The organism is Paenibacillus glycanilyticus, from assembly GCF_051200795.1.
GTDB lineage: Bacteria > Bacillota > Bacilli > Paenibacillales > Paenibacillaceae > Pristimantibacillus > Pristimantibacillus glycanilyticus.
This window is the reverse complement of the sequence record NZ_CP195155.1, coordinates 3,067,771-3,093,615: the sequence shown is the minus strand read 5'-3', so window position 1 is coordinate 3,093,615 and position 25,845 is coordinate 3,067,771. Positions and strand designations below refer to the sequence as shown.

Below are 25,845 nucleotides of genomic sequence, written 5' to 3'. Positions count from 1 at the left end.
TCAAAGGAGTTTCTAATATGTCTAACAAACCACTTGTTTATTTTCTATGCACAGGGAATTCATGCCGCAGCCAAATCGCCGATGGTTTTTTGAACGCAATCGGTGGAGAAAAGTACGAAGTGAAAAGTGCCGGTCTAGAGGCGCATGGTTTGAATCCTAGAGCTGTTCAAGTCATGAAAGAAGCCGGAGTAGACATAAGCGGTAATAGCTCTGATGTAATTAATCCCGAGATCTTGAATCGCGCTACTTATGTGATTACCCTTTGTGGACATGCTGACGAGCACTGCCCTGTCATTATGAATCCTGATGTTATCAAATGGCATTGGGGTTTTGATGACCCAGCTAAAGCGACAGGTACAGAAGAAGAAATCATGGAGCAATTCCGTACGGTCAGAGACTCCATTAAGTCTCGTATTGAACAGTTTGTTAGAGATGGCGAATAAATGTCTGCTTCCAATAACTTTAAAAAAAATTAAAATGCATTGGAGTTTAATCATCATGGAAAAGAACTATCACTCTCTTCATGAAGATAAGATCTTTATGGGCGGAGCTGCTGACGTAGAAGCAATGGAGAAAAACGAAAATATTGATGTGATTGTCGACTTGCGCGGTGAGGCCGATGGTCGTGCCTATCCAGAATCCAAGGCACAGTATGTGCCCATCTCGCTTGGCGATAATTCTCCAGAAAACCAGCATATTGCGTTCAAGCAAGCAATAGACGAGGTAGTAAAAGCTTATCGCAATGGTCAGAAAGTTGCTTTCCATTGCTGTGCGGGAAAAGGACGTACGGGTACAGTGGCAGCCGGCACTCTTCTGGAGTTGGGAATCGCTGAAAGCATAGAAGACGCTATCTCAAAAGCAAAACAAATTCGCTCAATTATTGATGTTAAGCCAATACAGAAAGAAGCTTTGGAAAATATATTTGGATAATGAAAAGGGAATGTTCCAAGGGGACATTCCCTTTATACTCGCCCGAATTGCCCATTTACAACGGCTGCTGAGTTGTGCTATTCTTATTTCCATAGTTTTCGAAATACATTGGCAAAGGCGGTGAGAACCCATGGTCGAGGATAACGAGGAAGTTAAACAGGCAGTGAAAGTATACAAAGCACTCGGAGAACCGACCCGGATCAAAATAGCGATGCTTCTTACGGAAGAGCAGAATCTCTGCTGCTCCGCCATCGGCAGCAAGCTGGAGTCCGTTGCCGGTTCAACGCTGTCTCATCACTTGAAGCAGCTTACGGAATGCGGCCTGCTCACGCTGCGCAAGGACGGCACGTACATTTATTACAGTGTCAATAAAGAAGTTGCGTTGAAATACGCCCCGTATCTTTTGGGGTAACCTTTTTTTTGGTCTATATTTCGATAGATTTAGAAATATAAAACTATAATACAGAGAGATACGGATAAGGAGCTGGAACATTTGTCTTACCATTTAAAAATATATATGCTGGCTTTAGTCAGCTTTCTCGTCGGCACTTCCGAATTCATCATTGCCGGCATTCTGGATAAAGTGTCCGACGACATTGGCGTCTCGGTGGCAGCGGCAGGCCAGCTGATTACCGTGTTCTCTCTTGCTTACGGATTCGGGACGCCATTCCTGATGGCGGCCGCTGCCAAAGTCGACCGCAAAAGGCTGATGCTGTACGCTCTTTCGATATTTATCGTTGGCAACGTCGCCGCTTACTTCTTCTCCGGCTTTACCGCCCTCATCGTTTCCCGCGTTATCGTTGCACTCAGCAGCGGCGTTTTCGTCGTCACGGCACTCACGGTCGCCGCAAAGCTCGCGCCTGCGGAGAAGCAGGGCAGTGCTATCGCCACGCTCGTTATGGGCTTTAGTACGGCACTGATCGTCGGCGTACCGCTCGGCAGACTTGTCGCTTCCGCCTATGACTGGAAATTGGTCTTCGGTGGTATCGGACTGCTCGGATTGCTGGCGCTATTGCTCATTGCCTTAGCGATTCCAAAGACGGATGGCGAGCAGCCGGTACCGCTGCGCGATCAATTAAAACTGCTCAAGAATCCTAAAATTCTCGTCGCGCTTGGCATAACGTTTTTCTGGCTTGGCGGCTATTCCATAACGTACACGTATATTTCCCCCTTCCTGCTTGATATTACCGGCATGAGCGAGAAATTCGTCAGCATCGCGCTGCTTGCGTTTGGTATCGCTAGTCTTATCGGCTCCAAACTTGGCGGCTTCAGTACCGACCGATGGGGATTCAAGCGAACTTTGGTGAACGGCATGCTGCTTCACGCGGTCTGGCTAGTCGTGATTTCGTTCGCCGCACATTCGCCAGCGCTCATGTTCCCGCTGCTCATGCTCTGGTCCTTCTCCGCTTGGTCGTCCGGCCCTACGCAGCAATACCATCTGATCTCACTCGCTCCCGAAGCAACCAGCATCATGCTTAGCCTTAACAGCTCTGTTATACAGCTGGCCATGGCTGCAGGTGCGGGTATCGGAGGCGTCGTCGTAGAAGGGGCATCCCTTGCTGCCATCACTTGGATCGGCGCTGCCGGCGTCGCCATAGCCGCACTCATATCAGCAGCTGCATTCGGTTACCTTCGCGTCGGTGCAGCTTCCCGAGCAGCGGATAAGGAGGCTCGCGCAAGGAAGTTCAGCGCGTAAAGTCATTCCTTTCATGCCAATCGGGCATAAGGTACAACATCATAGCTATTACCGAATACAATGACGCAAAACGTCCCTGTACCGAATCTTCTTCGGAACAGGGACGTTTTTAATTGTTAGTTGGACTTGGCATTGTCGCCTATTTGCCCAGATTTGCATTCCACGCTTCAATGAGTGCGTTAACACTCCGATTGAGCGTTGTCATTGCTTGTTCGGATATCTCTTCCTGCTTCTTCTCTTTATTCAGCTGCTTCAATAAATTCTCCAAATGCTTAATACCCTGCTTCCAGTCCGGCTTCTTCTTGCTAACCGCATCGGCTGCATGCTCAAGCTCCTTATCCAGCTGCTTCCGGGTCTTCTCGTCCAGCTGTCCGGCTGAGCTAAACCAATCGAGCAGCTTTCCGACGGATGGAGCGTTTATGGGAGCTGGAAGAACCGTGAAATTGTCGTAGCTCGTTTCATTCATGAACGTCCGCATGCCAACCTTGCCGTGCGTGAACGGATTTCCGCTGCGGTCCGTATAGTCGATAACCGGCTTGCTCATATCATCCACATACACCAGGATACGCGCTCCCTGCGCGACGACTTTCACATGCTTCCATTCGCCTGTCTTTATCTCGAGCGGCACTCCCGTCAGATAGGTCCAGTTGTAATTCAGCTTGCCGAGATGAACGCCCTGTTTATTCAGATACGCGACATATCCTTGCACAAAGTTCGCGTTGTTCTGATTCAGCTCCTTGCCGTGAGCCGGGTTATTTGCCCGGAACAGAATACCTCCGTCACCCGAATCGTTAATCAGCTTGATATCGGACTCCACGCTGTAATCCGACCAGTTGGCATCGCCGATCGTCGTCTTTGCGAAGCTGCCAACCGCCGCCTGGTATTCGCCGGTATGAGCAACCTTCGGCTCGACCGGGTTCTGATGAATCCGGATTCCTTGGAAGTCGAATTCACCTTTCACGGTTTCGACCTTCAAGGTATGTTTCCCAGCCGGGAGATAGATGCCTTGCTTCGTTGTTGTTGCCCAGTTCTCCCAGGTAACGGAATTCGGAATATCGACCTCACCGGTTAGATCGGTTGCATCGTCCAGCCACAGCCGGACTTTCGCACCGTCCATCGATGTAGCTGTCACGAAATCAACGTTGTACACGCCGGCATCGGTTATATCTACGTTGTAGGCCAGCCATTCTCCGGTTGCGTTCCAACCCACATTGTAGCTGCCCCCCGCATTCTGGCGAATATCAACCGCTTCATTCCGGTATTCCGTACCGATGTTAGCGGGAGTCAGATCATGGTAGCCCGTTCCTTCGCCGCCTGCCTTGTAATCAACAGCCTGGATAAATCCGGGCAGCACGTGCGGCTTATCGAATTGGGTAAGCGACAATCTTGTCATATCGAACTCGCCTTTGACAATCTCGACCTTCAGTTCATGATCGCCGGCCGGCAGCTGAACACCGGACTTCTTAACCGACTTCCACTTATTCCAGTCTCCGGAAGCAGGAACATTCAATACGCCTGTTAAATCAGTTGTGTCATCCAGCCATAACCGGACTTGCGCATCCGTGAATGTCGTAGCTGCCCATAAGTCTAGATCGTACAACCCCTCTTCCGCGACGTGGATGTTGTACTTCAACCATTCGCCTGTTTGATTCCAGCCTACGATCTGATCGCCGGATGCAGCCGAACGAATATCTACCTGATCGCTGCGGTATTTGCCTCCAATGTTCGCCGGAGTTAAATCATGATAACCTACGCCTTCACCGCCGGGCTTGTAATGCTCGGCTTCGATGACGCCGGGTACTGGTATTGGCTGCTCCATCCTCGTCAGCGCTATACCCGCAAAATCGAATTCTCCGCGGACCGTTTCGGCTTTCAGCGTATGCTTGCCTGCCGGCAGCGTAACGCCGGATTTACGCACCACATTCCAGATGTTCCAGTCACCGGTCTTCGGAATGTCCACGATGCCGGTCAGATCCGTCGTATCGTCCAGCCAAAGCCGGATCTGACCTCCGTCCAGCGTAGTAGCTACTTTGAATTCCGCGTTATAGGATCCGGCTTCCGCCACATCAATGTTAAACTTCAGCCATTCGCCTGTCTGGTTCCAACCGACGTTATACCCGCCTCCAACCGTATTGGAACGAATGTCGACCGAATCTCCCCGGTACTGGCCGCCGATGTTCTCGAGCGTATTCTCATGATATCCGACACCCTCGCCGCCGGAGATATAATGGACCGTTCCAATCGAACCCGGGATCGAATGATAAGCATCGTAAGCCTGCTCTTCTTCGGCAATGTCGCTCTTTACGCTCCAGAAGCCTTCATATCGTTTCCAACCGTCGTCCTGGCCATCATCGAAATTATCATAGAGAACCGGAACGTCCACGTGCTTGTGGAACGTCAGCTTATCCAGAGACACAGTGCCTGATAAGGCAGCGACCTTCAAGTCATGTACACCTGCAGGCAATTCAACCCCATTCAGCTGTGCGGTTTGCCATCCTTTATCAGCAGTATCAGCGGCTCCTGTCAATTCGAACTCGCCCAGCGGTTGTCCACCATCCAGAGTGAGCTGTACCTTGCTGCCCATGGCTGCATCCGCATAAGAAAGATCGATATCGTATTTTCCTGCTTCCGAGATGTTTAACCGGTACCGCAGCCATTCGCGTTTCTCGAAAGCGGTGATATGCGAGGTGCCATTCTCTGCTTTGCCCGTATCCATCCCTTCTCCTCGGTAATCACCGATTGTATCAGGCGTCTGGTCGTGATACCCGGCTCCTTCGCCTCCGGACAGGTAATGAACGGCCTCGACTTGACCCGGAACCGGTTTCGCAGCGTCAAAATCGCTGCTGCCGTTCACGTCGTTGCTGAAAGCAGCATACCCGAAATTAGCCTTCGCGTTCTCCGTGACGTAGCCGATGCTGCCGCCGCCAAGCGTCACGCTGCGTGTCTGTTTTAGCATGCCGTCGACATAGATCTTGAACGTGTCTCCCGCTTTCTCAACCCGGATATTGTGCAGTTTTGTATAATCGTATCCTTCCGGCAGCGTGCTCGACACCCATCCCAGATCGGACCCATTTACCCGGAACTGCGTCTTCACCGAATTGCTCGCCGGATCTAACAATGCCGTTCCGAAATCATTATCGCCCTTGTAGGAAAATACGACCCCAAGCTGCGAACTGCCGGTATCATTAGCCTCAGCCAGCTGCAGATTGAATTCTGCCGTATAGCTGTTTTCCGTCGCAGCTGCAGTTACCAGTCTGCTTGTACCGGCGGTCTGCTGGCTCAGAATACCGGAATCAACGCTCCAGCTGCCACCGTCCGCATTCGTCCACGCCGTGCCGAGTTCCGCGCCATTGAACCGGTCCTCGAAATCCGGCATCTGCGGATCCGGCTGCTCGGATGTCGTTGGTCCAAGCACCGACATTTTATCCCCGTTGAATACGATCCGGTCCATCCCCATATGGCGAAGAGGTCCAACAATGCCCGGTCCTTCGAGATTGTGGTAGATGATATAGCGGGCATCCAGGTTCGGTCCAACGACTACCGTATTATGGCCGAGGCCAACTGTCGGGCCTTCCGTACTGATCAGAATCGGGTTATCCTTATCAGCCACGAATCCCGTGAGCGGATTTGAGCTGACCGCATAGTCGACCCGGTAACCTTTGCTGAATACATGGTTGCCGGTATACGTCATATAGTATTTTCCGTTCCGCTTGAACAACGTAGAGCCTTCCGTCCAACCGTTCATGTTCGCGCCTGTGTTTACGCTGTTGCCGATCGTTGTTGGCGTAGGCATCGCAGCCGCGAGAATTCCCGCTCCGTTCGCATGATAGAAATACCACTTGCCGTCATCGTCAATGAAGACATTTCCATCGATCGAATGGCCCAAATTACCCGTCTGCACGGTGAATGGACCGGTCGGGCTCTCGCTGCGCAGCACGTAATGGCCATTGCCGGCAGGTGAGGTATACATGTAGAAATATCCGTTCCAATACACGACTTCAGGAGCGTAGGCTCCTTTTGTAACCGGATCGGTTGTGGCCAATCCTCCATAGCTCCAATGGACAAGGTCTGGCGAGCTCCACACCTTAACCCCGATATCGGTATCCCTCGTGCTCACGTACAAATAATAATTACCGTTAAACTTCAGCACGTAAGGGTCTCCAAGCCCATATTGTCCCCATTCGTCCGGCAGCGATGCCGGATTCTTGTAAGCGAATGCCGCCTGAGGGGCAAACAATAGCAGTACGCACAACAGAGTCACTATACTTCGTTTCAACATCAAACCTATCACCTCATCGATTTATTTAAAGCGCTTTCATCAATGACTGACTATGATGATCTTCCCTTTACACCATCGTCCCAATCACCTCATTTCATTACTTTAATCCAATATATCGAGAGTATATCGGCACTTTCTAGAAATTGTCAACGCTTTATTACAATTTATATGAATCATTCAGTTAAATTTTTGGTTTTTCACTTTTAATTACAATTTTATTGTATCAATTGATTTAACTATGAGTTATTGAATCGCTAGGTTAAAAACTGCAGTAAATATAAAAAAAGAGCTGTCCGCGACAGCTCCTCCACAATCTTAGTTAGTAAATAGAAAGAAACGACGTTTATCTCACCAAAACGATCTGTGTTTTTACGCTTTGACGTTGTTCTATTGGAACAGAATGATTATTTTCAGTCGATCTGATATCTTCCGATGGCAAAGCTACCTCGATATCGTATTTTCCGAGAGGTGCAAGCTCCTGTCCGGATTTTCCGTAAACCTTCGTAATATAAATATCCGTATCTTCGACCGTTTGACCTGGCTTCAATTTCGATTTGCCTAAATCAGCCGTGCAAGGCCCGTAAGGTTTTATTTCCAATCTCTTATTTGTTTCAACATGTACGATATTCACGACTGCATGTTTAGGACAACTAGAACTGCCTGAAACATAGGTTAGCGTATCTTCCCCCTGGTTTGTTAGTTTTGTCTTCACTACGATATCATCATTTATTCCATACCTGTTTTTTGTCCAGTATGATTTCATAAGCCAAATCTCCCACCGTTTCCTTATATAATATCGGCTTTATTTCTTTAGCTTCTTTGTCAAAGGAACAGCCCGTTATACAAATCATACTTAATAAGATGACAGCTGCAGTTATTATTTGTTTCAATATTATCCTCTCCAAAAACATTTGTTTATGTTGTTTCACAGGTCAAGGTTCATCCATATAGACGCTAAATGTCAACTCCTTGTTGCGTATATCAGTAAAGAAGAAGGGTTTAATCCCATACCGAATTCTCCAATAAATATTGATCCCTCATCTATCTCCAATATCGCCAAGAGCTTTGCTGTGTCATTAGCCGAAGCTTCCGTAATTCTGCATCTTCAAAAACGAATGCGATAGGATATAAATTTATCGTTTATGTGGCTATTTTCAATTTTGTGGTGTCTAATGTAAGTGAAAACAAAGGAGGTTCGCTAGTGTCTGGGCCCAACGACGAATTCGATCAAATCTTTGAGCAATATTATAAAAAAATTTTTCGATTCCTCTCCCTTAAAGTGGATCACCAAACCGCAGAGGACGCAACTCAGTTAGCATTCATTAAAGCCTTTGAAAATTGGCACACCTTTCGAGGAGATTCCAGCGTATTCACTTGGATAAGCCAAATAGCCTACAACCTATTAAAAAATGAGTTTAGAAAAAGAGATCGAAGCTTAGAAACTTCGGTAAATTTTCAAGAAATGGAAAATCGCTTTATCACGGTTGAGTTCACTAAAAATGTTGAACTACGAATAGACGTAACTACGGCGCTGCTTAAACTTAACCCGCTTGACCGCGAAATTATCTCGCTTCATTTTGACGTAGGCTGCACATTTAAAGAAATATCGGAGCTTGTCGAGATGAGGATGAGTGCGGTAAAAAACAGACTATATAGAGCACTGGTAAAGTTAAGAAACGAACTTGATGATTGGGAGGCTCAAAAAATGATGTCCATCCTGGATACCATATCGATTGTGAGCAAAGATGTCGGGTCAACCCGCACGACCACACCGGATCATAAGATTTACCGGGATATTATCGAACATCTAAGAGTTAACGTTGATCATATTTGTTCAAAATTAAAGCATCATCCTTCAAAAAGAATAACCATTGAGATCTATCCGGATCTTAACTCTTTCCACCAAGCCGTTAACGAACCCGACGCTCCGAATTGGTTTATGGGCATGATTGAAGCGGATACGATAAAAATCACATCCCCTTTAAACCCCGGCCCGGAGCACACTTATCAATCCATACTAAAGTCAACCGTGCACCTCTTTACAATATGGTTAGTTAAAGATATAAATCCATTGGCACCAAAGTGGCTATACCAAGGAATAGGCGGTTATGAAGCCGGACTAATGACAAGAGATTATATAAATGAATCCATAATGGAATTGGTTGCGCGAGGTGAAATCCCCACGTTTTCAGAACTGGAGAATGACACTTGGGATTTCGAGAGTATGAAAGGCTTTCAATTCTCCCTTCTCCTTTGCGAGTTTATTCTGCAAAAGTACGGTTCAGAAGGTCTAAATAAGATCATTAGAACACCAAACGATTTTGAAACTGTTTTCTCTTCCCCTTCGTCGGAAGTACATCAACAGTGGGCAACACATTTAAGAACACGGTTAAACATTGGATAGTTTTAAAACTCCGCCTCGAAATAGTCAATAAGAATTCGCTATTTTGACATCAAAGCTTGATTAATGTTCGGCAAAACCCGTCTATAATGAAGCCATTACCATGTAGTTGGAAAGGAGTTCTTCGGTTTTAATGAGCAAAAAACAGAATGTAATGCAGCAAGCCAGCAACAAAAACTATACGGCTGCTATCGTCACGATCTCGCTGATCGCAAATATCGTTATTTTACTCTTGTTCTTCTCGCCGATTGGCTACAAGGGAAATATCGATTTCGACCTTACCATCTTCCCCAGAATCAATGGGTTGTTGAACAGCTTCACCTTCATCTTCCTGCTAGCGGCGTTAATCGCGATCCTGCGGAAGAACGTTAGGCTCCACAAAGGGTTCATTCTCGCTGCCTTTTCTTCAACGCTGCTGTTTCTTGTCTCCTATTTAACGTTTCATTACATGTCTTCGGAGACAGCGAGTTTCGGTGGTGAAGGCATAGTCCGGCCGATTTATTTCTTCATCTTGATCACTCACAGCTTCCTAGCTGCCGTCATCGTGCCTTTAGCTTTGTTCACTCTCGTATGGGGATGGACAAACCAACTGCACAAACACCGCAGAATCGCCCGCTGGACGATGCCGATCTGGCTTTACGTCAGCTTAACCGGGGTTGTTGTGTTCCTAATGATGGAACCCTATTATTAAGGTAATCTTAACGAATAGAGGGTTATCGAAGATCGACTCTTCAATAACCCTCTTTGTTTTATCCAGACGTTCCAGTTTTTCCTTAACTAAGAAAACATCCCCCCAGCTTTCCTATATATGCAACCGCTTTCAAATATAGTTTTAGAAGGTGCTGCGTCTCCTGTTAATACTCTTCATTCTTACCTTCGCCGAATCACTGTTTGCCACATAATCTTCCCATCCGATGGCTATAGTAAGGAAATCAATGGCATAGGAGGAGATCCATGTGAACCCGTCCGTCGCGGCATCAGAGCAATTTTTCTACGAGCAATTCTCCGGTCAAAGCGATTTTCAATCAAAAAAGCTGCTGATTGGCGGAATCGAGTACAGACTATTTTATTTGGACACTTTGATTGATTCCTCCCATGTCCAGGAATTCATCTTGAAACCTCTGCTTTCTAAGCCTTTGAATGACGTACGCGAGGTTATATCGATACTCGACTATGAGGAAACGGATCACGTCGAAGAAGCGGTTCAAGCGGTTGTATGCGGCAAGACGGTGCTGCATCGCGACGGAGAGAGCAAATTGTATTTGCTTGGCGCGGATTTGAAGAAGGAGCGCACCATTAACATTCCGTCAAATGAGCGTATTCTTCGCGGAGCAAATGAAGCGTTCATTGAGAATCTGGATACCAATCTGAATTTGATGCGCAAGCTGATTCCTTCAACCGAGCTTGTCGTCAAAACGTATACGATAGGCCGTTTATCCAAGACTAAGGTAGCAGTCATGTACATAAAGTCGGTCGCGGATCCGTCATTATTTGAGGAGCTGGACCGGCGTCTCTTGAGCATCGATAGCGATTATACGGAATCGCCCGGTTTTATTGACGAACTGATCCGGGACAAAAAATTCAGCCTGTTCCCGCAGCTCTTAATTACCGAACGCCCAGACCGTGCACGCGCCTATTTAATGGAAGGCAAAATGGTCATTGCAACCTCAGGTTCACCGGATGCGATTATATTGCCTGTAACGTTTTGGTCCTTTTTTCAAAGCCCTGACGATTACCATATTAGCTGGCTGCTTGGAACCTTCTTCCGGCTTCTTCGTCTTGCCTGCTTTCTGCTGACCATTGGGCTGCCCGCCTTTTATGTGTCGGTCAGTTCCTTTAACCCCCAGCTGCTGCCGATTAATTTCGTGAATACGCTGCAAAGCTCGCTGAAATACGTGACTTTCCCGCCGTTAATCGAGACGATTGCCATGATGCTTTTGCTTGAAATCTTAAGGGAAGCCACCATACGGCTTGCCAGTCCAGCCGGCCAAACCATAGGCGTAGTAGGCGGTATCGTTATCGGAACCGTCATTGTGCAGTCGAACCTGGCTTCCAACACGATGGTTATCGTAGCTGCCTTAACAGGCTTGGCTTCTTTTATTATTCCATCCTACGAGATGAGCAGCGCGGTAAGACTACTCGGTTATCCGGCGATTCTATTGTCCTCCGTCTTTGGGCTGCTGGGTCTGGCGTTTTTCTTCATGATCATCTTTATTTACTTGTGTCAAATGAGCACAATGGGACAGCCTTATTTTTCTCCTCCCTTCTCTTTGAGCGGGATAAGAGATACGCTGATCCGTTCACCTATTTGGAATCTGAAAAAAAGACCGGCAGGAACCTCGCCATATAATCAAACTAGGCTGAGGCATCCGAGGAGTTGGAAAAGATGATGAGGGAAGAGTCTATCAACGGAAGACAGTTGATCACGCTAACCGTAATGGCTCAGCTCGGTACCGAGGTTCTATCCCTTCCCCACGTAGGAGCAGAAAATGCCCGGCAAGATACGTGGCTTGCTGTGCTGATTAGCGGTGTAGCCGCGCAAATCGGAATTTTGTTAATCTGGTGGCTCGGCAGCCGGTATCCGAATCGGAACTTCTACGCGTATACCCGGGAAGTTGTCGGGAGACCGATTGGTTTTGTCCTCAACCTGCTGTATGGATGCTACTATTCCTTCTCCGGACTGCTCATTACCGCGCTGTACACCGATATTTTAAAACGTTGGATGTTCTTGCTTACGCCAAGGTGGCTAATCTTCCTTATGCTTATGATCATCTGCGGATATGCAGCCACTTCTTCACTTAAGAGAATGGCCTTCATCTCGCAGTCCTTTATAATCTTTCCCGTTATCTGTTTCCTGCTGATTGCGTTTAGCGGGATATACGGATTGGATGCTAGAAATCTTCTGCCAGTGTTGTCGCATGGCTGGGCCCACGTCATAAAAGGCGTGTATGTCGCCTATAGCGCTTATATCGGATACGATCTGCTTCTATATGCTTACCCCTATGTGCAAGCCGGAAGCAAAAAGAAACTGCTGATTGCGATGTCGGTTGCCAACGCTCTCACCATCGTTTTTTATGTAACCGTCTGCCTCGTCTGTACAACGATGTTTGGCCAGAAGCAGCTGATTATCGTGCCGGAGCCGATTGTTTTTATTTTGAAAAACTACCGCATTCAGGTCTTGCAAAGCCTGGATATTCTGTTTCTTGTCTTTTATGTCTTTGTCGTCTCCGCCACGATCTACGTGTACTTCTTTCTGGCTTCCAAAGCCTTTGTGCATTTGCGCACATCGGGGCTCGGCAATTCTTATCACTGGGTCTGGGCTATTGTAACGATTTGCTTTGCCGCAAGCTTCTTTCTAACAAAGCGCAATGATATTTTGAGAATCGCCGCCTTTCAGGATCAGCTCTCGATTCTCGCCGTTGTGGCGTTACCCCTTCTCCTGCTCCTTATTTCCGGAATTCGGAGTGCCGGGAGGCATCGGGTATGAAGAGAACAAGAACGGTTGTAGCCCTGGTGCTTTGTCTTTTTATGACGGGCTGCTGGGATCAGCTTCAATTAAAAAAGCTGCTTTTTGTCGATATTATCGGGATTGATTACGAGGGAAACAGCAAGCAGCTTAAAGTGGACTACGTCATCTCTTCCCTTCGGGAAGCAAGTCAGGGCGGCGGAAGACAAACCTCCTTGCATATGAAGACAACCGGGACCAACCTCTATGATGCTGTTTCCAATACAAACAAGGAAATGCCCGGTATCCTTTCAGTTCTTGAGACGAGACTGTATCTGATAAGCTCCCGCTTCGCCAAGGATGAACCATTGCGGCATCTGGACATTGCCAGTCAATTTGCTTCCAACCCGTTATACGCTTATTTAGCCGTGTATGACGGTGATCTCTCGGAGCTGCTCAGCAAAAAAAGCATGAATGATCAGACCGTATCCAATTTCCTGATTGGTCTTCTTGATGATGAAATCCGCAGGGGAGAGATTCCTTCCAATAAATTGCTTCATTACATCCTCGGGGGTAACCAGTTCATGAACGATTTCGCCTTAAACCGGTTCGAGCCCTATCGGGACGAAGCGCGTCTGGCCGGTACAGCTTTATTCAGCGATGGGCGGTATACCGGGAAAAATTTGAATAATGAGGAGACTCAGCTTGCCACCTTGATCGAAAGTTCGTCTGGAAAGAACCAATTGCTATCCAGCCAACGGGATGGAAAGCAGTATTCGGTACTTATTCAATCTGCCAAACGCCGTTTTCATGTGTTGACGAATGCGGATAAGCTCCATGAGATCGAAATCTCGATGCAGCTGCAGGTTAAATTGGTTGAGGACGGCTCCGAGTTCAAAAGGCATACGGATAAAATGCTTAAGGATATGGAGACGTTTATCGCAGCGGATCTTACAACTAGAACAACTAAAGTCATGGCAGCTCTCCAGCAGGCGAACTGCGATTTCTTGCAGCTGGGCCATGAGGTGGCCGTCTTTCATCCGAACCTATACAAAAATCTCAACTGGCGTGAGCAATATCCCACACTCCGCATTAAGCCGAAAGTAACCGTAAAAATCCTGAACACGGCGATTCTGGAGTAACTGGAGCAACTCTCGACAACCGGGTTCGCTACACCCGTTCCAAGCAGGCCTAAAGACAAAAGGTCCCCATTACGGGGACCGGGATATTCCGCTATTGTAAACAAGCTGGTTCAAAAGTCCTTCCGTCGAATAGCAAACAAACCTGCCGCAAGGAAAAACACGAAATAAACGGCCGTGTAATATAAGAAAGCGTCTGAAGGCGGATTTACGATTGAAAAGTAGCCTAAGGAATCCCTGGAGGTGAACGACTGTCCCAGGTCCTTAACCTGGAATAAGTCCGATAACATCCGCTGCTGCAGGGCATCTGTTGGAATAAGAAGCCGGATCAGACCCGACACCATTTCCATCGTATCGGATGTTTTCGTCGAATCGTTGGATGCGAACATGCCGGCTGCAATAACTCGGTCGAGCATGGTACCAAGCCAGCCCATTCCAAAGAGCAGCACCATTGCAACCCCGTTGCCAAGCGGCGCAAGCCAGCAGGACGCAAGCATCGTCAGCGTAACCATCAGCAGCACCGGGCTGACGAACAGAACAAGTGCCTGCCCTATGGAGGACCAATCCGGGTGAACCCCAGTCGCGTAAGTTACGATACCAATGATCGATACGAATAATATTAGCGCATAAACAAGACAAAACGTAACAAAACCGAGCCAACGGCCCAAATACCAATACGTGCGTTTAATCGGCCTTGCGAATACCGATTGCAGCACCCCATGCTCCGCTTCTCCGGTAATGGCAGCCACGGAGCTGAATATAGCCAGAAATCCTGTCGCAAAGGAGGCGAAGAAAAAACCGATCCATAGCAAAATAGCGCTTCCCCTGAAGCGGTCGATTAAATTATCCAAGCTTATGATGCCGGATTCGTAATGCGATACCGACGCTCCCGCGCTTCGCGCGATAAAATAAAAAGCGATCCAAAACAAAACCGTAAGCAGCAAAGTCATCAAGGTGACTTTTTTGCGTATCAGCTCTTTCCAGGTTAACATCCACACGGCAATCAACGGTTTTCCCCCCTATGCTCCAAACCCGATACTGCCTGCAGAAACCATTCATCCAGGCTTGACTTCACTTTGCGCGTCTCGTATAAAGTCAGTCCCTGTTCCATCAGCAGACGGTTAAAATAGCCGACTTGCTCGTCCTCGGCAAGCTCGGCCTCCAGCCAATGCTCTCCCCATGCAGGCGTGTCGCCGCCTTCCCAAGGAATGATATCTACCGGTACAATCATCGCTTCGCGAAGCCAGTCCAGCAGCTCCGGAGTCATGCCGCCTACCCGGAAGCGCCATCGGGTCGAAGCCCGAAGTACATCCGATACGCGTCCGTCGGCCAGAATTCTGCCGTTGTTCAGCAGCGCCACATGATCACATAAAAGCTCCACATCCTCTAATAGATGGGAGTTCAAGAAAATCGTTTTGCCTTCCTTGCGCAGACGCTGGAGCAGCTCCCTTACTTCATGCCGGCCAACAGGGTCGAGGGCCGATGCCGGCTCGTCTAGAAATACGATGTCCGGATCGGCCAACAACGCGCAGGCGAGACCCAGCCGCTGCTGCATCCCTTTGGAATAGCCTTTTATCCGATCCTTCCCTCGCTGCCCGATCCCTACCTCATCCAGCAAGCGGTTAATCCGGCGTTTGAGTTCCGCCCCTTTCATTCCGCAAAGCTTGGCATGGAAAACCATCGCTTCTTCTCCGCTTAACCATCCAGGGTAGCGGAATAATTCCGGCAAATAGCCGATTCGCCTGCGCGCTTCCACTGACCCGGCAGGCTGGCCGAACAATAACGCTTTCCCTTCCGTTGGCGCGGTTAGCCCTACCAGCATTTTAACGATGGTACTCTTGCCGGCCCCGTTAGGGCCAAGGAAGCCAAAGGCTTCCCCGGCAGGAATGCGGAGCGTGACATCGTGACAGCCACGCCCGTTCCCGTAGTTTTTCGTTAAACCGAATGTTTCGATGGCATAACTCATTGCGCAATCAATTCCTTCACTATCTGTTCGGCCTCTTCGCGCGAATCGGCATCATACATTTGAACTTGCGTGACTTTTCCGTTCTTCAGCCAAGTGGCGTTCCAGCCATTCCAAACGTTCTTGCTGTTCTCGAAATAGACGTCCGTACCGTTCACTGCCGATTTCGTCACATTGCCGTTCGTAATAATCGGGAAAGGTACCTCTCCTTCGGAAATGCGGGTGCTTTGCATTAATACGTTTTTCAAGTTAGTCGGCAGAACGGGGAATCGGATCAAAGCTTCATAAGCGTCCTCCGTTTCAATAGACGGGTCCATTTCGACCACCGGAACAGGAATGACGTTGACTCCGACATAATGCGATTTACCGTTTGAATCCACAAAGCTGTAATCGGCGTTTATTCCCTCGCCCATCCGCAGCGTGATCGCTTTGCCGTCAACGGACGCCGGCAGCAATTGCTGCGCTCCGAGTTTTTTCATCACTTCGTTTATCTTATCCACGTCTAAACGAAGAGTGATAGCCTGCCCTTGCTGTGCGTAAATATGAAGCTCGGCTAGCTTCCCGTACGTCGGCAGGTCCAGCTTCTCCTTAAGCTCGATCTCGTACTTCTCGCGTACTTGCGCAACCGTTAGATCGGAGGCGTCTTCACCGGAAAAGGTGCGCTCGAATTGACCAAACTTGTTGCTCGATTCCACGGACGCATTGGCTCCGAAGAAGCCCTCCAATGCCGTATTGAGATCATCCTCCTGCACAACCGCAACCTGATTCATCTTAAACTTGCCGAGAATGGAAGCCAGCGCTTCATTTGTAGACGGAATCGCGATTGCAGCACAGATCAGTACGGCAGCCGCGGCAACGCCAGTCTTCACGCCATGCTTCTTCAACCAGCTGCGATAAGGGGAAGGCAGCGGCTTCGCTGCGTAGCGTTCCTTCTCCTCGACTTTCCCGGTATAAGCGTCTTGTTCCTCTCCGAGCATGGGAGCTGGACCCGCGGCTTTATGCTCCGTATCTTCCGCTGTAACGCCCTCCCTCATCCATGCTTCCCACACCGGAGAACCTTCTTGTTCTTTTAATTTAAGCTCAAGCTTTGCCCAAGCATCGTTCGTCTCTTCCGAAGTGGGCAAGGCTGCTTGCTTCCGTTCATCCATTGGATAATTTGTCATTTGCTCTCTCTCCTTACTCTTGCGACCATTGATTTTCATGCTTTAACGCTTGCTTTCTTAATCGTTCTCCCGCCCGCTTCAGAAGCATGCCTACTTGAGGCTGCTGCACGTTTAATTCCTGCGCGATTTCCGAATAGCTGTATCCCGAATAACGGAGCAGCAGCAAATCTCTGTCCCTTTCGGGCAATGAGTTCAGCCAGCCTTGAACCTGCTCTTCCTCGTCCTGCTTGATTACGGCCTGCTCCCCGGATTGAAAGGTCTGCGGCTCCGTCATCAGCTGCTTCTCATGCCGTTGCACCAGCATTCGTTCTCTTGCCTTCTGATCCAAGTAATCGTAGGCGCTCCTTGTTAGAACCTGATGCAGCCAAGCTCCAACGGCCTCCGGCCTTGACGGCGGATTTTTGTAAAGTTTCAGGAATACCTCCTGGGCCAAATCCTCTGCAGCCGATTGATCACGCAGGAGTGCTATTAATTTTCGAAGTACGGACGGATAATGCTTATGAAAGATATCTTTAAACAAATCCGGCGCCGGATTGGATAGGTTCATTCTCCATTGCCTCCTTGATATTCAATTGCCTTAACGCTTGCCCCGGGCTTAACGTTGACATGTATAAGACGGCTATCAACTCTATTTTGTAACACCTTGAGCCCAAATATAAAAAAAAAGATAAAATGACTCAAAAAGAGACTCTACCAATCGATCTGGTAGAGTCTCCGGAATCATCTTATGCCTTAACGGTAAACTTATCACGCGCCAGCTTGGTGGCTTCGACCATGTTGCGCAGCGAAGCGATGGTTTCTTCCTTGCCGCGTGTCTTTAATCCGCAATCCGGGTTAATCCAGAATAGCTTAGGATCAAGAACTTGAAGCGCGCGGTCAATCATATTGGTCATTTCCTGAACATCCGGTACGCGAGGGCTGTGAATATCGTAAACGCCAAGGCCGATGCCATGCTTGTACGTATTCACTTCAAAGCTGTGGATCAGCTCGCCGTGACTGCGGGAAGTCTCGATGGAGATAACGTCCGCATCCATCTCTTCGATCGAATCAATCATGTCATGGAATTCGCAGTAGCACATATGAGTATGAATTTGCGTCGTGTCCGAAACGGTGCAGGTTGTCATGCGGAACGCTTTAACCGCCCAATCCAGATAAGGCTTCTGCTCTTCTTCTTTCAGCGGAAGGCCTTCTCGCACGGCCGGCTCATCCACCTGAATCATGCCGATGCCGGCATTCTCAAGCGCTTCCACCTCCTGGCGGAGAGCATAAGCAAGCTGATAAGCAATTTGCTCGCGCTCGATATCGTCGCGGACGAAGGACCAGTTCATAATCGTGATAGGCCCCGTAAGCATGCCTTTTACCGGACGGTCTGTTTTGGATTGCGCATACACGGTTTCTTCGACCGTCATCGCTTCCTTGAAAGCAACGTCTCCGAAAATAACCGGAGGTTTCACGCAGCGGGAGCCGTAGGATTGCACCCATCCGTTTTGAGTAAACGCAAAGCCTTCAAGCTTCTCGCCGAAAAATTCAACCATGTCCGTCCGTTCAAACTCGCCGTGTACCAGTACGTCAAGACCGATTTCCTCCTGATAGCTGATCCAAGCATCAATCTGGTCCTGAATAAAGCTCGAATACTGCTCGTTGTTCCATTCGCCTTTGCGCCAAGACTGGCGCGCCTTGCGTACTTCCGTCGATTGCGGGAAGCTTCCGATCGTTGTGGTCGGGAACAACGGCAGCTGCCATTTCTCCTGCTGAGCCGAGTTGCGTTCCGCAAACGGGGATTTTCTTGCCGGTACTTGCGATTCAATGCGCGCTACCGCGGATTGAACATCCGAACGGTTCCGGGAAGCGGACTGCTCCAATGCCCCAACATCCGACTGGTTCGACGCAAGCGCTTCGGCAACGGATGCTTCGCCATTGTTCAAGGCTTGGGTAAGCAGAACGACCTCGTCCAGCTTTTCATCCGCGAAGGCAAGTGCATTCTTCAGCTCAGGCTGAAGCTTGGTCTCGGGCTTTGTCGTAACAGGGACATGCAGCAGGCTGCAGGAAGTCTGAACGAGCAGCTTGTCAGCCGGTACAAGACCTTGCAGCTCCTTCAAGAGCTCCAGCTTTTTCCCAAGCGATGCCTTCCAAATGCCGCGGCCGTCAATCACGCCGGCGCCAAGCACTTTGTCTGCAGGGAAGCCGTATTGGCGAATCGCGGACAAGTTGCCTTTTAATCCGTGCACGAAGTCTAAGCCAACGCCCTGTACAGGCAGGTTAACGATTTCCTTGTATTGATCAACCGATTCGAAGTAAGTCTGCAGCATAATGTTCAGACCGGGTACCGCTTCGGCGATTTTGCCGTATACCGTTCTCAGGCGGGCCACGTCGTCATTGCTCAGCTTCGTCACAAGCACCGGCTCATCGATCTGTACCCATTGAACGCCTTCGGCCGCAAGCTCTTGAAGAACCTGCACATACAGCTTTAGAAGGATCGAGAGCCAGGAGTCCACCTCGGAGCGGCCATATCCCTTCGACAGCTTGAGGAAGGAGAACGGCCCAAGAATAACCGGCTTGCCTTCGATGCCGAGCTTTTCTTTCGCTTCGCGGTAAGCGATAAGCGGTTTATTTTCCGTAAGAGCCGGCTGAGCGCCATAGAACTCCGGAACAATGTAATGGTAGTTCGTGTTGAACCATTTCGTCATTTCGCTTGCAGCAGCGTCTTTCGTGCCGCGGGCGATACCGTAATAGACGGAAATCGGAACCGGACCTCCGTTATAGGCGAACCGCTTCGGAACGATTCCGAACATGGCGGCTGTATCCAATACTTGATCGTAGTAGCTGAAGTCATTCACCGGAATGAAGTCGATGCCTTTGTCCTGTTGTTTGCGCAGATGGTTCAAGCGAATTTCCTGCAGCTGTTTGTGAAGCTCGGATTCCTCCAGCTTGCCTGCCCAGAATGCTTCCAGCGCTTTTTTCCATTCACGGTTTTCACCGATTCGAGGGTACCCCAATACACTGCTCTTTGCCATCTTGCAACAACTCCTCAATATTTGTTACAAGAAAGATATCATGGATTTCGAGTTATAGTGTAACTGTAAAATGCTATATCTAGTTATAGCCAATAGCTATATCATGGAGCCGGCGGTATCGCCTGATGCAAGGCTTCGATATAGGCGGTTCCCAGCTTGGACAACGCGGTGCTCCTGTGAGCAATCCAGCCCACATTAATCGTCTCGTCGGTATCAAGCGGCACTGGAATAATCTCGTTCCCGTTCAGATCCGCGCTAAGAACTCCGGTCGAAATCGTATAACCGTTCAGCCCGATCAGAAGGTTAAACAACGTCGCGCGGTCGTTAACCCGGATGCTTTTCTTATGCGATAACGTACTGAGAATCTCCTCCGCGAAATGGAAGGAGTTGTACTCCCCTTGGTCAAAGGACAGATACGGATATTCGTCCAGCTGGTCAATCGTTACCTTGGCTTGCTTCGCCAAAGGGTTCTTGATGCTGATGAAAATATGCGGCTTGGCCGTAAACAAGCTCGTAAAATGAAGGTTCGAGTCTTTCAGCAGCTTATTGATTACCTTGCCGTTGAATTCGTTCAGATAAAGGATGCCGATCTCGCTCCGCAGGCTTCTAACGTCCTCGATAATTTCGTAAGTCTTCGTCTCCCGTAGCGACAGCTCGTATTCCTCTTGTCCGTATTCCTGCACCAAACTTACAAAGGCATTTACGGCAAAAGCATAATGCTGCGTGGACACCGAAAAATGCTGCGGAGAAGGCTTTTTGTTCAAATAACGGCCCTCCAGCAGCTCTGCCTGCTCCACTACCTGACGGGCATAACCGAGAAACTCGACTCCCTCCTTGGAAAGGGAAATCCCTTTATTCGAACGCTCGAATATCGCTAGCTGTAGCTCTTCCTCCAGATCCTTAATCGCGTTCGACAGCGTTGGCTGGGAAATAAACAGCCTCTTCGCCGCTTCGTTAATCGAACCGCGGTTCGCGACTTCGATAATGTATTTTAGTTGAGTTAACGTCAACGTTGTCCCTCCTCTACTTATCTGTCTCGCCAGGCTGCCAGCCGATGTCTTGCGACCAGAGATGCGCTTTATGAAGAATGTCCCATACGATAGGACCTTTGCCTTCCACATACTTCATCCGTTCATGCTTGTACTGCTCCATTAACCTGTGCTTTTCTTGCCCATAACGCAGGCAATCCTCCGAGTGCTGCCGCAAATAATCACGGAATAACAGGTTCATCTGCTCCGAAAAGCTCCCTGATTGCCTTACGTGAATATGTGTTCTGCAATTGCCGGGAGCTTCTCTGAAGTATCGCTTTGACAAGTCGGGATTGTCTTCCCTATAAACGAATCCGAGCTGTTCAAGCCTGGATTTATAACCAACCAGCTCGCCCAATCGGGAAACGGAAATTTGAATATCGATAATAGGCTTCGCATCCAAACCGCTGATGGAGGTTGAACCGATATGATCAATTCTTAATGCAATGTCGCCTAGGGCTTCTCTCAGTTTTTCGGCTGTTTCCCGGAACATGTCATGCCACAGCGGATTATGCGCAGCAATTCTCCATTGGTCCTCCACGCTTGCAATCTCCCCTTACTGTCCATTAGTCTTCAAACAATTCCTTGAGCACCGTCTTCCGGTTCTCGAGAAATCTGCGAGTCAAAATGTAATGCAGCGTATCTTCATAAGCGATTTCCTCAATGGGCTGCTCATCGAAATTATAGATTTGCGCATCGGGATACCCCAGCAGAATCGGGGAATGCGTCGCGATTATAAACTGGGCATCCTCCGATAAATCTTTAATAACGCGCATAAGAGCCAGCTGTCTAGCCGGGGATAACGCCGCCTCGGGCTCGTCAAGGAGATAGATGGCTTTTTTGCCGAACCGGTGCTTGAACAGCGACAGGAAAGCTTCCCCATGCGATTGCTTGTGCAAGGACCGGCCTCCGTAATTGCTTAATACATCGGGATCAAGCGTGTCGATATAAGACGCAAAATGATAAAAGGTTTCCGCGCGCAGGAAGAACCCGTTCGTCACCTTGGGCATCCAAGCCAGCCTGATGGCGTTGCCCAGTATCGCCGATGAAGCATCCACCTCGTAAGCGTTGTTCCTTCCTCCGCCAGCCGTATGGAAACCGCATTGATAAGCAATGGCCTCAAGCAAGGTCGATTTGCCCGAGCCATTCTCGCCAACGAGAAACGTTACGTTTGAACGGAAATGCAGCCTGTCCATCGACTTGATCGCCGGAATCGTGAACGGATATTCCCGTTCATTGATAGATTCATCCCGCCTGATCTCTACGCTTCTAAGAAACACAAGCCTCAACTCCTACTGCTCTATTATCGTTGATCCGGCTACCTTAAGATCCTTCCCGTATTCGAGCTTAATCGTGAACGGGTATTCCGCAGGGGATAGGTTTCCGGGTACGAACGCTACCAGCTTGTTATCCATCACTGCGTAATTCAAGACGTTACCAAACCATATTTTATCATTCCAGGTGCCGGCGGCAGATTTCGCGTAGTCCTTGTTATAGGTTTGACCGTCAACGTCAAACCGTGACCTTCACCTTGTCGCCTATGCTCTGAATACTGGAATGAGAATGCTTGATTATGTAATGGAGGGGATTCTCGACCGTTAACTCCGATAGATCATCTTCTTTTAAAATATGGAGCTCTTGTGCATTTACGCCTGTCCCATACCCCTTCGTCAAGACAATTATAATTTCATTATCGCCGTCCTCATTCAGATCAGCAACCTCTATTGCCGGATAATACGCTGGGTTGGTTACATTGGACCAAGGAAATGACTTGGACCCGGCCAATGTCGTGACCGAGATCTCCTTGAATAAACCGTTTTCTTCTTTCTGTCCGAATAACTTGATATCCTGCAGTCCTTTGAGCATAACCTCTTGATCGCCTATGGAATATCGAACTTGCTGTACCTGCTCCCCGTTATTCGAGCCACAACCGCTTAACAACGTAACAAACGCCGCAGCAAGCATCATTTGTTTCATCATGCCCTTCAGACTCCTTTATATGGAAAATAAAAACATATACCTTGAACGTTTCATGGTTTCCCTATGTTTCATTCGCCATAAAAAAATGACTATCTCATCACGAGATAGTCATTCCAGCGTCAGGGTTGAACCCTCGGTTTATCCGCCTGGCAGTTCGGGTTCGGCACCAGTCCAAGCTGAGCCAGCTTCGTAAGGTAATAACACTCTTCCCGCATCATATGATCTGGCATTAACGGGCTGATCCGGTCAAGTACCTCATCGGTTACCTCAAGCTCCTCGAGCTCTTTGAGAAAAGCTACAAATAGCTTCATCTCCACATCCACTTCTTTATGGAGCCTGCGGAATGCGGGAAAATCCTTCAATTCCGTTCTCATGTAACCAGCCATTTCGATACTTTTTAAGTACAGCTGATTAAAGCGTTCTTCGAATAGTTGAGTCTGCTTGATCAGCGGCTTCTCAACAAAATCAAGGTCACTGCCTATGGCAGCCGCATGACCGGCCGCATCCGGCAGCCACAAGAAATCATGATGAAGGGCATCGAATACGGGAACCGGCTTGCCTGCAACAAGCTCCTTCAATATACGAAGATATTCCTCCAGCTCGTTGACCATATGGTTGAGAAAAGTCGGAGTCAGCATGATTTTCACTTTTCCTAACAAGGCTCTCTCCAGCAAACTCAGCTTGAACGACCGTAATTCGATCGTCAATTCGAGTGCCTGTCTGCTGATGGACAAGCAATCCGTCTCGGATGAGGACTGCCTTGCATACTCGAGTAACTGGTCGAAGGCCGTTATAAAATAATTGGCAAGCTTGATATCATTGCTCTCAACAGGCGATAAAGTATTTAAAATAAACCTCCCGTGATCACCCAAAATCTGCAGCCAAAAGCGGTGCTCATACCATTCAGACTTGGCCAAAACGCTGATCCCTCCTCCGGTACCGTTCCTTAAGAAGGTATGAAGGGATCTGCCCGGATATAACGTTTAAGCCTGCTTTGGCTTAATCGTAAAAAGAGCGATAAGAGCGGCGGCAACGCAGCAAGCGGTTAGCAGCCAGAATAAGGAAGATTTCGAATGCGCGATCAGCAACGCGGCTAAGGGAGGCCCCGCCGCAACACCAAGGAATCGGATACTGCTGTAAATGGACGTGATCGTGCCGCGTTGATCCTTCTCGATACCTTCCGTCAACAAAGCATCGAGGCTCGGCAATGCGGCTCCAAGGCCAATAGAGCCAACGAAAAGGAGGATAATAATGAACCAAATAAAGTCCCTTCCCCCAAATGCCAAAAATATAAGGCTGCCTGCGGCCTCAATAAAGCCAATTACGCTGATCCATTTCATCAATTTCTTGTTCTGTCCGATCCATTTGCCAATCGCCCATGAGGTGGAACACAAGGCCGCGAGCGGGATAGCCACGAGACAGCCCTTCAATATACCGTGACTTCACCGTTCCTCCAGAATCTCCGATAAATAAAACAAGGAGGCAAAAATAGCGAACATATTGATTCCGCCCGCTACGTAAACGCCCCATATCCATCTTCCCTTTTCCCGAAACAAAGAGATGACATCCCGGACAAATTGGCCAAAAGGAACAGCCGGCTTTTTATCTTTGGGTGCCTTAACCCATACGGCTACCAGAATAAACGATATCAGGCTGAATACCGGAATAAACCAAAATGGCATATACCAGGTCCACATAGCTAAAGCAGAGCCAATGATTGGGGCCAGCACTTTGCCGAACGTATTTGCCGTTTCGACAAGACCAAGTCCGCTGCTTACGTCCTCTTCCTTCTTGAATAAATCACCGACAAGCGGAAGCACGACCGGGAAGCAGCCTGCCGCACCTAATCCCTGAAACAACCTTCCCGTCATAACAAGAGCATAAGGTTTATCGAACGATATAGCGGCAAAGCCGCAAAAGGCGCCTGCCGCCGCAACCAGCAGCAGCCCTGGCAAAATCACTTTTTTCCTGCCGATGCGGTCAGAGAGGTATCCGGCAATGGGAATAAACAAGATTGCGACAGCGGCATAAGCCGTAATTAACAAACTGGATTGCACTGCTGTTATTCCCATCGCTTTCTGCATGGAAGGAAGGACAGGGATCAATATTGAGTTCGCCAAGGTCATTGTTAAAGGAATTGTTGCGATGGAAGCCAGATCCAACTGCTTCTTCTTCTCCATGATTTCCTCCAAGTAAACAAGTCGGGATTAAATCGAGCACCGCTTATTAGAATGACCCTTTCCCGTTCGATTTATGTCGGACAAAAAATTTGAATAGTTATCGCCACGAAAGGGATTCTATACGTGTTCGTCAAACCAAAGGAGGAATTTCAGAACATGCAATTTTCAAACAACAATCAAGCAAGCCAATCCCTTCATCAATGTGAGCAAGTGATTCAACAGCTGGTTAACCAAACGCAGCAAGCCAGCCAAAATTATCAAATGCTGCTTCAGCAAGAGCAGCAAAATGCGCAACGTCTTGAAGAACTCGCGGCACGCGAGCAAAAAGCAGCCCAAATCATCCAAACCGCTCTTCAAGGCCACCAAACAGCTATTCAACAGCTTCAGCAAGTATCGCAAATTTGCAGACAAGTGGAGAGCATGATTCATACGCAATTCAACTCCTCGGTTTCGCAATCCTTTAATACCCATACTCCGTCCTACAACACGGGATATGCATCGCAGCAGCCGCAACATTCGTATTCGAACTTCAACTCCCATAACGATAGCATGCATTCGACGCCATACCGCTCGATGCAATAAGACACAAAAAAGCCCGCTGCAGGCTGGTGCCTGCAGCGGGTTTGC

General features: G+C 48.6%; 25 protein-coding genes. 10 read left to right on the top strand and 15 right to left on the bottom strand.

Going from position 1 to position 25,845, the window contains the following annotated elements:
• The first annotated feature begins 17 nt into the window (after window positions 1-17).
• The 4 genes from arsC (at window position 18) to ACR9FF_RS14180 (ending at window position 2,626) form a co-directional block, all read left to right on the top strand.
• Complete coding sequence (gene arsC, locus ACR9FF_RS14195) at window positions 18-443, top strand: arsenate reductase (thioredoxin) (RefSeq protein WP_435171820.1); 426 nt, start codon at window positions 18-20, stop codon at window positions 441-443.
• Window positions 444-498: 55 nt separating this feature from the next.
• A complete protein-coding gene (locus ACR9FF_RS14190; protein ID WP_435171819.1) occupies window positions 499-930 on the top strand; it encodes a protein-tyrosine phosphatase family protein in 432 nt (143 codons plus the stop codon).
• A 130-nt stretch (window positions 931-1,060) separates the two neighbouring features.
• Window positions 1,061-1,342, top strand: coding sequence for an ArsR/SmtB family transcription factor (locus ACR9FF_RS14185; RefSeq protein ID WP_127492028.1), 282 nt, complete (start codon window positions 1,061-1,063; stop codon window positions 1,340-1,342).
• Window positions 1,343-1,423: 81 nt separating this feature from the next.
• Window positions 1,424-2,626, top strand: coding sequence for an MFS transporter (locus ACR9FF_RS14180; RefSeq protein WP_435171818.1), 1,203 nt, complete (start codon window positions 1,424-1,426; stop codon window positions 2,624-2,626).
• Window positions 2,627-2,765: 139 nt separating this feature from the next.
• Here ACR9FF_RS14180 and ACR9FF_RS14175 read toward each other — a convergent pair whose 3' ends face one another.
• On the bottom strand, window positions 2,766-6,905 hold the full coding sequence (locus tag ACR9FF_RS14175) for a carbohydrate-binding protein (protein ID WP_435171817.1): 4,140 nt from the start codon (window positions 6,903-6,905) through the stop codon (window positions 2,766-2,768).
• Window positions 6,906-7,248: 343 nt separating this feature from the next.
• Window positions 7,249-7,668 (bottom strand): hypothetical protein, encoded by a 420-nt coding sequence (locus ACR9FF_RS14170; RefSeq protein ID WP_435171816.1) that lies wholly within the window; start codon window positions 7,666-7,668, stop codon window positions 7,249-7,251.
• A 438-nt stretch (window positions 7,669-8,106) separates the two neighbouring features.
• Between ACR9FF_RS14170 and ACR9FF_RS14165 the strand changes: the two genes are divergently transcribed.
• The 5 genes from ACR9FF_RS14165 (at window position 8,107) to ACR9FF_RS14145 (ending at window position 13,893) form a co-directional block, all read left to right on the top strand.
• Complete coding sequence (locus ACR9FF_RS14165; protein WP_435171815.1) at window positions 8,107-9,309, top strand: RNA polymerase sigma factor; 1,203 nt, start codon at window positions 8,107-8,109, stop codon at window positions 9,307-9,309.
• Window positions 9,310-9,439: 130 nt separating this feature from the next.
• Entirely contained in the window at window positions 9,440-9,997 is a 558-nt protein-coding gene (locus tag ACR9FF_RS14160) for a DUF420 domain-containing protein (RefSeq protein ID WP_435171814.1), read from the top strand.
• A gap of 265 nt (window positions 9,998-10,262) precedes the next feature.
• Window positions 10,263-11,696, top strand: coding sequence for a spore germination protein (locus tag ACR9FF_RS14155; RefSeq protein ID WP_435171813.1), 1,434 nt, complete (start codon window positions 10,263-10,265; stop codon window positions 11,694-11,696).
• Complete coding sequence (locus tag ACR9FF_RS14150; protein ID WP_435171812.1) at window positions 11,693-12,793, top strand: GerAB/ArcD/ProY family transporter; 1,101 nt, start codon at window positions 11,693-11,695, stop codon at window positions 12,791-12,793. Before ACR9FF_RS14155 ends, ACR9FF_RS14150 begins: the two co-directional genes overlap by 4 nt.
• The gene (locus tag ACR9FF_RS14145) at window positions 12,790-13,893 is read left to right on the top strand and encodes a Ger(x)C family spore germination protein (RefSeq protein WP_435171811.1); all 1,104 of its coding nucleotides are present in this window, start codon (window positions 12,790-12,792) and stop codon (window positions 13,891-13,893) included. Before ACR9FF_RS14150 ends, ACR9FF_RS14145 begins: the two co-directional genes overlap by 4 nt.
• Before the next feature lie 110 nt (window positions 13,894-14,003).
• Here the strand turns inward: ACR9FF_RS14145 and ACR9FF_RS14140 are convergent, their stop codons facing one another.
• From ACR9FF_RS14140 to ACR9FF_RS14080, 13 genes are all read right to left on the bottom strand, one after another.
• Complete coding sequence (locus ACR9FF_RS14140) at window positions 14,004-14,888, bottom strand: ABC transporter permease (RefSeq protein ID WP_435172107.1); 885 nt, start codon at window positions 14,886-14,888, stop codon at window positions 14,004-14,006.
• A gap of 5 nt (window positions 14,889-14,893) precedes the next feature.
• Entirely contained in the window at window positions 14,894-15,856 is a 963-nt protein-coding gene (locus ACR9FF_RS14135; RefSeq protein WP_127492008.1) for an ABC transporter ATP-binding protein, read from the bottom strand.
• A complete protein-coding gene (locus ACR9FF_RS14130; RefSeq protein ID WP_435171810.1) occupies window positions 15,853-17,016 on the bottom strand; it encodes a hypothetical protein in 1,164 nt (387 codons plus the stop codon). Before ACR9FF_RS14130 ends, ACR9FF_RS14135 begins: the two co-directional genes overlap by 4 nt.
• A 13-nt stretch (window positions 17,017-17,029) precedes the next feature.
• Window positions 17,030-17,563 (bottom strand): sigma-70 family RNA polymerase sigma factor, encoded by a 534-nt coding sequence (locus ACR9FF_RS14125; protein WP_435171809.1) that lies wholly within the window; start codon window positions 17,561-17,563, stop codon window positions 17,030-17,032.
• 178 nt (window positions 17,564-17,741) lie between these two features.
• On the bottom strand, window positions 17,742-20,030 hold the full coding sequence (metE, locus tag ACR9FF_RS14120; protein WP_435171808.1) for a 5-methyltetrahydropteroyltriglutamate--homocysteine S-methyltransferase: 2,289 nt from the start codon (window positions 20,028-20,030) through the stop codon (window positions 17,742-17,744).
• Between the two features lie 101 nt (window positions 20,031-20,131).
• Window positions 20,132-21,040, bottom strand: a complete 909-nt coding sequence (locus ACR9FF_RS14115) for a LysR family transcriptional regulator (protein ID WP_127491999.1) — start codon at window positions 21,038-21,040, stop codon at window positions 20,132-20,134.
• Between the two features lie 13 nt (window positions 21,041-21,053).
• Window positions 21,054-21,599, bottom strand: coding sequence for a GrpB family protein (locus tag ACR9FF_RS14110; protein ID WP_435171807.1), 546 nt, complete (start codon window positions 21,597-21,599; stop codon window positions 21,054-21,056).
• 25 nt (window positions 21,600-21,624) lie between these two features.
• Window positions 21,625-22,338, bottom strand: a complete 714-nt coding sequence (locus ACR9FF_RS14105) for an AAA family ATPase (protein WP_317979343.1) — start codon at window positions 22,336-22,338, stop codon at window positions 21,625-21,627.
• Between the two features lie 12 nt (window positions 22,339-22,350).
• Complete coding sequence (locus ACR9FF_RS14100) at window positions 22,351-22,488, bottom strand: hypothetical protein (RefSeq protein ID WP_435171806.1); 138 nt, start codon at window positions 22,486-22,488, stop codon at window positions 22,351-22,353.
• A gap of 82 nt (window positions 22,489-22,570) precedes the next feature.
• Entirely contained in the window at window positions 22,571-23,038 is a 468-nt protein-coding gene (locus ACR9FF_RS14095; RefSeq protein WP_435171805.1) for a hypothetical protein, read from the bottom strand.
• A gap of 119 nt (window positions 23,039-23,157) precedes the next feature.
• A complete protein-coding gene (locus ACR9FF_RS14090) occupies window positions 23,158-23,955 on the bottom strand; it encodes a DUF2935 domain-containing protein (RefSeq protein WP_201008053.1) in 798 nt (265 codons plus the stop codon).
• A 66-nt stretch (window positions 23,956-24,021) separates the two neighbouring features.
• The gene (locus ACR9FF_RS14085) at window positions 24,022-24,453 is read right to left on the bottom strand and encodes an MFS transporter (RefSeq protein WP_435171804.1); all 432 of its coding nucleotides are present in this window, start codon (window positions 24,451-24,453) and stop codon (window positions 24,022-24,024) included.
• A 27-nt stretch (window positions 24,454-24,480) separates the two neighbouring features.
• Window positions 24,481-25,218 carry an MFS transporter gene (locus tag ACR9FF_RS14080; RefSeq protein WP_435171803.1) on the bottom strand — a complete coding sequence of 246 codons (738 nt, stop codon included), beginning with the start codon at window positions 25,216-25,218 and terminating at the stop codon, window positions 24,481-24,483.
• Window positions 25,219-25,374: 156 nt separating this feature from the next.
• Here ACR9FF_RS14080 and ACR9FF_RS14075 point away from each other — a divergent pair, with 156 nt between their 5' ends.
• On the top strand, window positions 25,375-25,800 hold the full coding sequence (locus ACR9FF_RS14075) for a hypothetical protein (RefSeq protein ID WP_201008055.1): 426 nt from the start codon (window positions 25,375-25,377) through the stop codon (window positions 25,798-25,800).
• The last annotated feature ends 45 nt before the right edge of the window (window positions 25,801-25,845 follow it).

Bases quoted from the DNA above. Each gene is read 5' to 3' on its own strand.
- ACR9FF_RS14095 (WP_435171805.1), bottom strand. From the start codon at position 23,038: ATGATGAAACAAATGATGCTTGCTGCGGCGTTTGTTACGTTGTTAAGC.
- ACR9FF_RS14170 (WP_435171816.1), bottom strand. From the start codon at position 7,668: ATGAAATCATACTGGACAAAAAACAGGTATGGAATAAATGATGATATC.
- ACR9FF_RS14175 (WP_435171817.1), bottom strand. From the start codon at position 6,905: ATGTTGAAACGAAGTATAGTGACTCTGTTGTGCGTACTGCTATTGTTT.
- ACR9FF_RS14150 (WP_435171812.1), top strand. From the start codon at position 11,693: ATGATGAGGGAAGAGTCTATCAACGGAAGACAGTTGATCACGCTAACC.
- ACR9FF_RS14125 (WP_435171809.1), bottom strand. From the start codon at position 17,563: ATGAACCTATCCAATCCGGCGCCGGATTTGTTTAAAGATATCTTTCAT.
- metE (WP_435171808.1), bottom strand. From the start codon at position 20,030: ATGGCAAAGAGCAGTGTATTGGGGTACCCTCGAATCGGTGAAAACCGT.
- ACR9FF_RS14190 (WP_435171819.1), top strand. From the start codon at position 499: ATGGAAAAGAACTATCACTCTCTTCATGAAGATAAGATCTTTATGGGC.
- ACR9FF_RS14160 (WP_435171814.1), top strand. From the start codon at position 9,440: ATGAGCAAAAAACAGAATGTAATGCAGCAAGCCAGCAACAAAAACTAT.
- ACR9FF_RS14075 (WP_201008055.1), top strand. From the start codon at position 25,375: ATGCAATTTTCAAACAACAATCAAGCAAGCCAATCCCTTCATCAATGT.
- ACR9FF_RS14080 (WP_435171803.1), bottom strand. From the start codon at position 25,218: ATGGAGAAGAAGAAGCAGTTGGATCTGGCTTCCATCGCAACAATTCCT.
- ACR9FF_RS14145 (WP_435171811.1), top strand. From the start codon at position 12,790: ATGAAGAGAACAAGAACGGTTGTAGCCCTGGTGCTTTGTCTTTTTATG.
- arsC (WP_435171820.1), top strand. From the start codon at position 18: ATGTCTAACAAACCACTTGTTTATTTTCTATGCACAGGGAATTCATGC.
- ACR9FF_RS14135 (WP_127492008.1), bottom strand. From the start codon at position 15,856: ATGAGTTATGCCATCGAAACATTCGGTTTAACGAAAAACTACGGGAAC.
- ACR9FF_RS14185 (WP_127492028.1), top strand. From the start codon at position 1,061: ATGGTCGAGGATAACGAGGAAGTTAAACAGGCAGTGAAAGTATACAAA.
- ACR9FF_RS14130 (WP_435171810.1), bottom strand. From the start codon at position 17,016: ATGACAAATTATCCAATGGATGAACGGAAGCAAGCAGCCTTGCCCACT.